We start from the raw sequence: 10,908 nt of genomic DNA on the forward strand, positions 1-10,908 counted from the left end.
GTTTTAAGTGCATGGGAAAAACAACGAAAAGAACAGGAACTAACTAGCCAAGAACAAAAAGTAACCGAGCGTATGTCCGGAATCTTACAACAATTTAAAAGTGCAAATACGTATATCATCGTATTACCTTTGCATAATTTTAATATTCCATCAAAGTTAAAAGATTATATGGACAATATCATGATTGCACGTGAAACCTTTAAATATACTGAAAATGGGTCAGTGGGGCTTCTTAAAGACGGACGAAGAATGCTTGTCATACAAGCAAGTGGATCAATATATACTAACAATGATTGGTATACAGAAGTTGATTACTCTAATAAATACCTGAAGTCAATGTTCAATTTTCTTGGCATTGAAGATTATCAAATCATTCGCGCACAAGGAACTGCTTTACTAGACCCAATTGAAGTATTACAAAAAGCATATAAAGAAGCTGAAGAAGCTGCTTCAAGATTAGCACCTAAATTAATACTTTCTTAAAGGGAAAGAAATAAAAGGAGGTAATTATATTGGAACAACGAATTGATTATTACAATGTAGCGCCAGAAGCACTTAAAATAATGATGGAAATGGAGAAGTATACGAAAACTACAGGTATAGACCGTAAACTGCGTGAACTAATAAAAATTGGGCCTCGCAAATAAATGGTTGTGCATATTGTATTAACATGCATACAGCTGATGCTAGAAAAATGGGAGAAACGGAACAGCGTTTATATTGTATTAGTGCTTGGAGAGAGTGCACATTTTACACAGATGCAGAAAAAGTAGCTCTTGAGTTAACAGAATACGTGACGTTAATCCCGACAAAACGTGTGCCAGATGAGCTTTATCAACGAGTACGTGAACATTATGACGAGAGACAGTATGTTGACCTTATTTTAATAATTAACCAAATCAACAGTTGGAATAGAATTTCCATTGCAATGGGGAATACGGCAACTGAAAAATAATACTTTCGGTGAACATCTACGTCTCAGATTGTATAGAAAAGGCATCCAAATGCATGTTTGGGTGCTTTTCCGTTATTTAGAGCATAAAAGGAAAAGGGTACCCAAGGCAATTGGTGTGCAAAGGGTTGCTGCGTTCTAAAACAGGAACTCCAGGATTATATATAGCTGGAGACTGGACATCTCCCGACTCAATTTTGGCAGAAAGGGCAGTGAGCAGTGGAAAAGAAGAAGCTGAAGGAATCATTTTAAACGAAAAGAGGAGAAATCGTGCAAATTTCGAAAGAAGATTACCAGCTATATAAACCATTGTTGTTTTCATTAGGTTATCGGATGTTAGGATCAGTTGCGGAAGCAGAAGACATGGTTCACGAAACATTTCTAAAAGCTTACCAAATAAGTGAGGAAGACATACAGAATAAGAAAGCCTATCTCTGTAAAATGATGACAAACCTCTGTCTTGATTCATTAAAGTCTGCACGATACAAGCGAGAACATTATGTGGGACCATGGAACCCTGAGCCGCTATTACTAGAGAAATTACATGCCTATGATCCATCTGAAATGATTATACAAAAAGAAGGATTGAGTATTGCCTATTTACGCATGATGGAGCATTTAGCATCAGATGAACGGGCAGTTCTCCTGTTAAGAGAGGTACTGGATTTCCCATACTCAGAGATTGCACATATTATTGGAAAAAAAGAAGAAAACTGCAGAAAAATTTTTAGCAGGGCCAAGCAAAAGATCTCACGTGTGGAAGGTGAAAGTTTAAACTATGAGGAAAATAAATCAATCATTAATCGCTTTGTAGAAGCGTTTCAAATGCAAAATACAGCTGTCTTATTAGAACTTATATCAGAAAATGTTACACTATTTTCTGATGGAGGTGGAAAAGCTACGGCTGCTGTACGTCCAATCGTATCCGTATCCAACGTTTTAGCCTTATTATACGGAATCATGAAAAAAGCCTCTGAAGACTTTAATTTTGAAATGAAAAATATCAATTATCAACCAGCAATCGTGATATACATGAATGGTAAGATTCATAGTATCCTAAGTTTTTATATTAGTAATGACAAAATAAACGAAATGTATATAACAATGAATCCTGAGAAACTGCCTATTCACTAAAAACTGTAGAGGTACGGTGAGAAAAAGTCATTCTTGGCAGTATTTATTTATCGGGGACTAAAAAAATCTGATTTACTCGTCTGCGATAAATGGCGAGTGTACTCCAAAATTGATGCTACATAATTAATGGTAAGCAGTCCAGACAAAAAAGTAAGCTAGACTAGATACGTTATCAATGAACTATCTTGTCTAGCTTATTTTTTTTCATTTAGTCTAATTCATAATAACTGCAAACAACTTGTCCAACAGCTTTCGCAGCTACGAGGAGTGCATCTTCATCGATATCAAATTTTGGATGATGATTGAAGTAAGGATTTTCTACCCCTTTTGGTGTACATGCAATGTAGAAAAAGCAGGCTGGGAATTTTTCAGCATAATAAGCAAAGTCCTCAGATGGAGACATTGCCGGAAATTCTTTCACTTCTTTAATGTCTTTATCATCCATGCTTCGTAAACTTTCTGCCACCTTAGCTGTAAGCTCAGGGTCATTGTATAAAGGCGGATAATCTGGAGTATAAGTAAGCTCACATGTTACGCCAAACTCTTCTTCAATTCCTCTTACAATCCGTTTTACTTCTCTCTCAATCGTTTCTTTTGTTTCTACAGTCATATAGCGAATATCGCCCTCAAGTTCTACGCTATCCTTGATCACGTTAAATGTCCCTTTTCCATCAAAAGATCCAATTGTAATCACACCGATATCGAATGGGCTTAATCTACGGCTGACAATGGTTTGCGCAGCTGTAACAAAATGAGCAGCAGCTACGATTGCATCATTAGCTAGATGAGGAGAGGAACCATGGCCACCTCTTCCTTGGACTTTTAATTTCATGTATGCTCGTCCATTGAAGGAATATCCAGCATGATATCCTACTGTGCCTGCAGGTCCCATCGGTAACAAATGAATGCCATAAATAGCATCTAAGTCATCAATCAAACCAGACTCTACAATACTTTTTGCTCCACCTGGCGGAACTTCTTCTGCATGTTGGTGAATGATTTTTATAGTACCTGGAATCGAGTCTTTTAATCGAATTAAGCAATCAGCTAAAACTAACAAGTAAGCAGTATGTCCATCATGCCCACATGCATGCATTAACCCTTCATTCTTTGATTTAAACGGTACATCTGTTTCTTCTACAATTGGAAGGGCATCAAAATCTGCGCGCAGACCAATTGTTTTCCCAGGCTTTCCACCTTTAATGGTGACGACAATGCCATAGCCATTCCCAACATTCGTTTGAATGTCCACATCTTTTCCCTTATAAAAATCCGCAATATATTGAGCTGTTTTCTCCTCTTTAAATGAGATCTCTGGATTTTCATGTAAATGGCGACGGATGGCAATTATTTCATCTTTACGTGATTCTAACATGCTCATCAATTCACATTTCATCATTTTCGTCTCCTTTTTTGCACGTTAAGAAATTATAAATTGTCAGCGCAGAAGTTGATTCGACGCGGGTGCCAATTTTAGGAATTAAGTACGACGGACAGGATGTCCTAGTCGGGCGAATGCCACAGGACGTGGCATTTATGAGCGCGATAAGTGCAATTACGCCTCTGTCTTCGCCTCTCCAAGGCTCGCCAATCAGCGAGTTTTCTTTAACGGAACAGAATGACATAACCTTTCATTCTGTTCCTATTTATAAAAATGAGCTGAAACCGACTTTTTATCTATCGTCTATTAAGTTAATTAGCTATTTTATTTGGTGCTTGAAATGTTTTTTTCGATATAGCTTCTGATGTTTTACCAGCATTTTTTGGAACCATAATCACAATCGAAAGAATCGACAGTATACCGAATATTACGTTTACGATAATCCCTACCGATGCTGCGGTCTCAACACTTCCAGCCGCTGCAACTGAACTATAAACCGTTGCAGAGATAGCAACACCGATCGCACTGCCTAATGAGCTAGCCATTTTGTAAACCCCTGCAGCTTCACCTACTTTGTTCGATGGCGCATTGGAAACAGATGTGTCTGTAGATGGTGTTGCATATATGCCAAGCCCAAGCCCGAATAAAACAAACCCAATAAATACTACAACTGTATAAGTAAAACCAGGCAAGAAGGTTAGACCCATCATCGCTACACCAACTGTCGTGATAATAGCACCCCAGACCATTGGTAATTTTGCTCCTACTTTTTGCAGGATTTTTTCTCCGACACGAATCATTGCAAGAACAACGATTAAATATCCAATTGATAGCATCCCTGACTGAAATGCAGTAAATCCACGGCCTACTTGAACATACGTATTTGCAACAACAAGTGTCCCGGCAATTGCATTTAATAAAAAGTTTGAATAAGTAGCACCTGCGTATGGTTTATTTTTAAATAAAGAGAAATCAATAAGTGCAATATCTTTCTTCTTTTCAACATTGAAGAAGACAATAGCTCCGATAATGGTAACGATGGCAAGAATAATAGTGATTGGACTAGTCCAGCCTAAGTCCTCACCGAATGTAATAAAGACGTTTAATGCAATCATCGTAACGATAAAGATAGCTAAACCACTAAAATCAAATTTAAAAGAACCATTTCCTTCTGCTTTGCTTTCAGGTGTATCTTTAATTAGCCACATAGCAAGGAGGGCAAAAATAATGGAGAAGATAAAAATCCACTTCCATCCCATATACGTAGCAATGGCGCCACCTGCAAACGAACAAACACCTGAACCGCCCCAAGATCCAATTGACCAATAACTAAGAGCTCGCTGTCTGTCTTTTCCATCAAAATAAGCTTTCATTAAAGCAATCGTTGCCGGCATAATACAAGCGGCGGAAATCCCCTGAATAATACGTCCAATAATTAGTAAGACAGATCCTTGTGCTAATACAAGACATAAGGAACCGATAACACTTAAAATTAACCCAATATACGTAATTTTTTTACGTCCAATTTTATCTGCAATCCCACCAGCAGCTACAATAAACATACCTGAGAATAAGGCTGTTAAACTGATGGCTATATTGATCGTTCCATATGAAACCCCTAAATCTGATTGAACAGCTGGGACGACATTGACCATTGCCTGTGCAAAAAGCCAGAACGTGATAACCCCGAACACAATCCCTGTGATCAACTTATCCGTACCTTTATAACTTGTCTCCATGATTGAACCTCCCACACCTTAACTAAATTTTTTAATATGTCTAATAAGAAACATTACTGCAACAAATAAGGAGTAACAGGAGCACTTGTTGCGTTTCTATACAATAATTATAAAAATTTCAGCTGTATTAAGAGAGTCAATTTTTGTGTAATTCACAGACTAAAGCTCGAAATAATTAACCTATCATTTTGCTAAGGGAAAATTGTGGGGTAGATTTTTGTCATTTATACAAGTAAAGGGGATGGCTTCACTGCCTTCTATACCATTCAAAGGATAGAAGGCAGCAGACCCAGACGTTTTGGGGCTAGCCTTATAACATGATTTGCAACACTTTTGTCAGTAGGCTTTTCGAATATCAAAAAAGTGAATGGCATTGCTTGTTAAATAGGAATAAAATGACCAATCCTCTTCAATCGTTTCATCGAAGATTTCTAAAGAAGGCCTGGTGGAATTGATAATATAATTAATAATTTCAGTATCCATGCCATACTTACTGTTCAAATTCCACCACTTTGTATATAACGCTCCATGATTTTTATCAAACACATGCTTGCGTATTTGATATTCTCCTTTAGGAATTCCAGAAATCGTTACGTGAATTTCTTTATTGAGTTTTTGCAGAAATGTCTCTTCAATGGATAAATAAGGATTGATAATATTACAATTCATCAGGATCAACTGATATCCCCGCTCATTTCTTGTCATCACGTAATCCTTATCCTGTGCAACAATTTCACCATGTAGACGTTTTAGAAACATCAATGCAAAATAAGCTGGACGTTTTCCCCTTAGATAATGGAATAATTCGACACCGTCCATTCGATAACGCTGATCTTTCCCTGTGTCCTCATGTACGATTGTATTAATCCAGAGAGCAACTGTTTTCACATCATTGGATATATCCAATACATTTTTCAAGTGCAATGCTCCGCGAAAAAAAGTGCCATTCGTATACCGAGTATTGCCTGATAACGTGTTCCATGAAACGAGATGAAGTGGTTTTTCTATATGGTTCCTCTTTAAGTAGTGCTTCAGCTTATTTGTTTTTTCTTTTATGAAATCTTTTGCTAAATCGAAATTCATTTCCGCCATTTCTTTAAAATCAATTACCTCATTTTGATTTGCGTTATAACCGATAAAATCAATAAACTCCCCCTTGTCTAACTGCCATTCATGATGATTGCTCGTTTTTTCTTTACGAAAAGAAAAAGGCATATACAAGCCTACCTGAATCGATGGGAGCATCGTTTTTAATACATCATGCAGTTTTAAATAAATCCTCTGAAGATCTTTTGCTTCAACTCCTGTATAATATGGCTCGTGAAACATCACATGCCATTGCTTAACAAACGACTCTCCGTAAAGCTGTAAGCAATGTCTGATAAATTGAATGAGTTTTGTAAAATATTGTTCTTCATCTCTCGAAATATCTATATAATCTGCCCGTATAAACAAAGATAAATCATGCTTTTTCATGAATGCCAAAGCACTATCAATATTAAAATATGGTGATGTTGTCGGAATCTCTTCATCTGTCTCTACCTCAGGCGGAATGGCCGTATTACTAATGAGATTACGAACTCCGATATACTTTAACTGCAAATCCCTTTTGACATCTAATATTTGAGAGCGAACATCTTCTTTTAATAGCTCAAAAATTTCTCCAATAATCAGGATATGATTAGGATGATGTAAGCCCATCGGTTCTAGGGAGGACAAGGTGATTGGCAGCTTTTCATACCTAGTCTCTGTATGGTTATAAGATTTTTGATCATCTAAATTCATGCTGCTTAATTTTGCGATAATCTCTGATGATTGGATAAGATTTGAAGCATCTACCTTGCTATAGCTTCGAACTGAATCCTCCTTTTGGACAGTATGGCTATCACGATATAGATGTGGCGTCATTCCATACACCTCTTTAAAAAAGGCTGAAAAAGACTTTGTGTTTGGGAAGCCATTATTCATCGCGATTTGTGATATGGAGTCAGTTGTGTAAAGTAAATCCTTCAAACTATGCTTAAGCCTGATATTCATTAAATAACGACTAAACCCCATCCCCATTTTCTGTTTAAAATATCGGGATAGATAGCTTGTTGAAAGAAAGTATTTCTTTGCAACCTCCTCTAATGTAATCAGCTGATCATAATTTCTCTCCATATAGTCAATAATTTGCAATAGGCGCCGATCCTCTGTATCTATTTTCTGGATGACACTTCCTTCTTCTTTAAAACTGCGGATCAATATAAGCAGCATTTGACAGATGTAGCTTTTAACTTCAATTCGATAAACTGAAGTTGATAAGATTGTTTCAAACTTCTGAAATGATTTTCTAAATGGACCATTTCAAATACTTGTACAGCTACTTGGGAGTCCCGAAAGTATAATGTTTTTATTTTTTCAGAAAGAATCTTTAAAGTATGTTTGATTTCAATATCACTTGTTGAGATTCTAAAAGCAGGGATCCCCATTTTTTTTAGCCGCAAGTATACTTCTTCATAGCAGGTGATGGCCCCTTTCGTTTCGCCATTTTCCCAGCAATGGTGATGAAAACGAATTAATTCCTCTGTCGAAGTATCCTCAGAAAAGGTTTTGAGAAAAATTTTTTCAGGCTTTATTGTAAGTTGGTTTAAAGCGGTCTCCAAATGGCTTTTTGATATCTCATCTATGCTAAAGTGATCAAAATTGGATCCTGTTTGATAAACAAACTCTATCAACCCTTTGAAAATACCAGCTTCCGTATGATCGATAAAAATAAGGTGTTCAGTATCCTCAACCTCATTGCATGCTATGTTATATGATATTCTTCCTGAGAATATCCAAAAATCAACTTTGTTATGATTCTTCTTTATGAGATCTTCTGTTTCTCTTACTTTTTTATATGGATACGATAGAAAAATCGCATCTAGATGTAAGCCGTGTGCAATATGTAAAATTCTTTCTACAGTAGATTGTGGACCGACAATCCCCACCCTAAGCATGTACAAAAGCACTCCTTTAAAATAACTTATGACTATGATTCTATCTTAATCATACACATTGTTGCGAAAATAATTAAGTATAATTTTGATACTGTTAAAACGAATAAGAATATAAGAAATCAACGAAAGATATAAAAGGCAAGAAAAAATCCTCCCTTTAAAAAAGGAGGATTTATCTATCATTCACTCTTTAGCAATCTGACACTTTCATCAAACTCTTTCTCAATTTCCTCGTTGCGTTTATATGTGATTAAGCTGACAACATAGGTAAGGATTAAGTTGATGATAAAGCCTGGTACGATTTCATAGAGAGTATCTCCAAGGCCAGCATTTTTCCAAATGATAACCGTTAATGCCCCAGCGATCATCCCCACAATGGCGCCCCAGTTTGTCATCTTCTTCCAATATAAGCTTAAAATAATGGTTGGACCGAATGCTGCTCCGAAGCCAGCCCACGCATAAGCAACTAGACCTAAGATTGTATCATTTTGTTCCCAAGCAAGTACTGCAGCAATAACTGATACAGCTAAAACTGCCATACGGCCAAAGAAGACATATTCTTTATCAGTACCATCTTTTCTTAATAATACTTTATATAAATCTTCAGTTAACGCACTTGATGTAACAATTAATTGAGACGAAATCGTGCTCATGATGGCTGCTAGAACAGCTGCCAATAAGAATCCTGCGAAAAGAGGATGGAAGACAATTTGACCTAAAGTTAGAAAAACAGCTTCAGGATTGTCTAACGTAAATTGTGGATTCTTATGGAAAAATGCAAGACCAATTAAGGCTGTGAAGATTGTTCCTAATAAAGAGAAAATCATCCAGCCGATACCGATGCGGCGAGCACTTTTTGTTTCTTTGACAGATGAAATTGCCATAAAGCGAACGATAATATGAGGCTGACCAAAATAGCCTAATCCCCATGCCATTGCTGAGATAATTCCTATAGTTGTTGTCCCTTTAAAGAAATCAAGTAATGTTGGGTCAATTTCTCGAACAGTGGCAAAAGTTTCGCCTAATCCGCCTGTTTGTGATAATGCCAAAATTGGAACTAGAAGTAATGCAACTAACATCATTAGACCCTGAATGAAGTCAGTGTAGCTAACTGCCAGGAAGCCGCCAAATAAAGTATAGGCTACAGTTACGCCGCCAACAATTAAGAGTCCTATATGGTAGCTCGTACCAAATGAGCTTTTGAAAAATACTGCCCCTGCTACCATTCCAGAAGACACATAAAATGTAAAGAAAATAAGAATAACAATACCAGAAACAATTCTTAATAATTTTGTTGTGTCTTTAAATCGATTTTCTAGGTAACCTGGTATAGTAATTGAATCATTAGCGACTTGTGTATAAGTACGCAATCTAGGCGCTACAAGCAGCCAGTTCAAATAGGCTCCAATGGTTAATCCAACCGCAATCCAAGCATCTGCTAAACCGCTTACATAAATTCCGCCTGGAAGTCCCATTAACAGCCAGCCACTCATATCTGCTGCGCCTGCGCTTAGCGCCGTAACTGCTGGGCCGAGAGAACGCCCGCCAAGCATATAGTCGGTAAGATCACTTGTTTTCCGATAGGAGTACCAGCCGATGATAAGCATTAGTGCCATGTATACGCCTATCGAAACAAGCTGAAGACCAATATCTGACATTTTTACCCCTCCAATTCTTTGAAATAAAATTAAAAAACATATAAGGAATACTATTCGAAATATAACATTATTCGACAATATGCGTCAATATAAAATTTTCCTAATATAATATTAATTTGGTGGAAATTCTGATGAATGTTAATATCAACATGAAAAGTGTAAAATAAGGAAAACAGATGATTGGGTGAACAAATGAATAAAGAAGTCGCATTTAAGGTGAAATCAGTATTTATAAAAAATTTTCAATCAGGATATCCTCTTATTCCGGAAGAGGCAATTATTAATATACCGAGTGGCATAGCCGAAGGAAGCATAATAAATTTAGTGGATGGCCAAAATCGGTATTTGGCTACAGGCTATTATGGGAAGCAAAATAAGGGCAGAGGTTGGATATTAACAAGAAATCAGCAGGAATTAATTGATCAATCCTTTTTTGAAAAAAAGCTTAAAAAAGCATTGGAAAGTCGCAAAAAGTTTTTTGATGATCCAGATACTACCGCCTTTCGTGTTTTCAACGGGGAAGGTGACGGAATTGGCGGGTTGACGATTGACTTTTTTGCTGGATATTATTTAGCTACTTGGTACAGTGAAGGGATTTATTATTTTAAAAATGAAATTATCAAAGCTCTTTTCGAAGTGGCAGATGCGAAGGGGATTTATGAAAAGAAACGCTTCAATATAAAAGGAACCTATATAGAAGATGATGATTTTGTGGCAGGGGAGCGTGCCAGTTTTCCACTTATCGTTAAAGAAAATGGCATTAACTTTGCAGTTTATTTGAATGATGGAGCAATGGTAGGCGTTTTTTTAGACCAAAGAAATGTCCGCAAGGCAATACGTGATAAGTATGCTAAAGGCAGAACCGTATTAAATACTTTTTCCTATACAGGAGCTTTTTCTGTAGCAGCCGCTTTAGGCGGGGCTTTGAAAACAACAAGTGTGGACCTTGCCAATCGAAGTAAGAGTAAAACGATTGAGCAGTTCAGTGTAAACGATATTGATTATGAAGCTCATGATATTATTGTAGAGGATGTATTTCATTATTTTAAGTATGCTGTTAGAA

The 10,908-nt window shown here is 36.8% G+C and carries 9 protein-coding genes and 1 pseudogene; 5 read left to right on the plus strand and 5 right to left on the minus strand.

What is annotated here, in order from left to right; translation table 11 throughout:
* The 4 genes and pseudogenes from V7149_RS14755 to V7149_RS14770 all read left to right on the plus strand — a co-directional run.
* Positions 1 to 483 (plus strand): FMN-dependent NADH-azoreductase (locus V7149_RS14755; RefSeq protein WP_335346373.1); only part of this gene is annotated, 483 nt, incomplete at its 5' end.
* A 29-nt stretch (positions 484 to 512) separates the two neighbouring features.
* Positions 513 to 955: pseudogene (locus tag V7149_RS14760) on the plus strand (carboxymuconolactone decarboxylase family protein).
* A gap of 125 nt (positions 956 to 1,080) precedes the next feature.
* The gene (locus tag V7149_RS14765) at positions 1,081 to 1,257 is read left to right on the plus strand and encodes an FAD-dependent oxidoreductase (RefSeq protein WP_335346374.1); all 177 of its coding nucleotides are present in this window, start codon (positions 1,081 to 1,083) and stop codon (positions 1,255 to 1,257) included.
* Positions 1,223 to 2,086: an RNA polymerase sigma-70 factor gene (locus V7149_RS14770; RefSeq protein WP_335346375.1), complete on the plus strand. Its 864-nt coding sequence runs from the start codon at positions 1,223 to 1,225 to the stop codon at positions 2,084 to 2,086. Before V7149_RS14765 ends, V7149_RS14770 begins: the two co-directional genes overlap by 35 nt.
* Positions 2,087 to 2,294: 208 nt before the next feature.
* Here V7149_RS14770 and V7149_RS14775 read toward each other — a convergent pair whose 3' ends face one another.
* The 5 genes from V7149_RS14775 to putP all read right to left on the minus strand — a co-directional run bounded on the left by V7149_RS14775 (position 2,295) and on the right by putP (position 9,845).
* Complete coding sequence (locus V7149_RS14775) at positions 2,295 to 3,482, minus strand: amidohydrolase (RefSeq protein WP_335346381.1); 1,188 nt, start codon at positions 3,480 to 3,482, stop codon at positions 2,295 to 2,297.
* Positions 3,483 to 3,778: 296 nt separating this feature from the next.
* A complete protein-coding gene (locus tag V7149_RS14780) occupies positions 3,779 to 5,206 on the minus strand; it encodes an MFS transporter (protein ID WP_335346376.1) in 1,428 nt (475 codons plus the stop codon).
* A 336-nt stretch (positions 5,207 to 5,542) separates the two neighbouring features.
* The gene (locus V7149_RS14785) at positions 5,543 to 7,462 is read right to left on the minus strand and encodes a helix-turn-helix domain-containing protein (RefSeq protein ID WP_335346377.1); all 1,920 of its coding nucleotides are present in this window, start codon (positions 7,460 to 7,462) and stop codon (positions 5,543 to 5,545) included.
* The gene (locus tag V7149_RS14790; protein WP_335346378.1) at positions 7,447 to 8,187 is read right to left on the minus strand and encodes a hypothetical protein; all 741 of its coding nucleotides are present in this window, start codon (positions 8,185 to 8,187) and stop codon (positions 7,447 to 7,449) included. The genes V7149_RS14785 and V7149_RS14790 overlap by 16 nt, the downstream gene beginning before the upstream one ends.
* 179 nt (positions 8,188 to 8,366) lie before the next feature.
* A complete protein-coding gene (gene putP, locus V7149_RS14795) occupies positions 8,367 to 9,845 on the minus strand; it encodes a sodium/proline symporter PutP (protein ID WP_335346379.1) in 1,479 nt (492 codons plus the stop codon).
* Between the two features lie 192 nt (positions 9,846 to 10,037).
* Between putP and V7149_RS14800 the strand changes: the two genes are divergently transcribed.
* The coding region (locus tag V7149_RS14800) for a class I SAM-dependent rRNA methyltransferase (protein WP_335346380.1) at positions 10,038 to 10,908 on the plus strand (871 nt) is incomplete at its 3' end.

Source organism: Bacillus sp. JJ1503, from assembly GCF_036965125.1.
GTDB lineage: Bacteria > Bacillota > Bacilli > Bacillales > Cytobacillaceae > Cytobacillus.

Coding starts and splice junctions, on each gene's coding strand:
- V7149_RS14775 (WP_335346381.1), bottom strand. CDS start 3,482: ATGAAATGTGAATTGATGAGCATGTTAGAATCACGTAAAGATGAAATA.
- V7149_RS14780 (WP_335346376.1), bottom strand. CDS start 5,206: ATGGAGACAAGTTATAAAGGTACGGATAAGTTGATCACAGGGATTGTG.
- V7149_RS14785 (WP_335346377.1), bottom strand. CDS start 7,462: ATGCTGCTTATATTGATCCGCAGTTTTAAAGAAGAAGGAAGTGTCATC.
- V7149_RS14790 (WP_335346378.1), bottom strand. CDS start 8,187: ATGCTTAGGGTGGGGATTGTCGGTCCACAATCTACTGTAGAAAGAATT.
- putP (WP_335346379.1), bottom strand. CDS start 9,845: ATGTCAGATATTGGTCTTCAGCTTGTTTCGATAGGCGTATACATGGCA.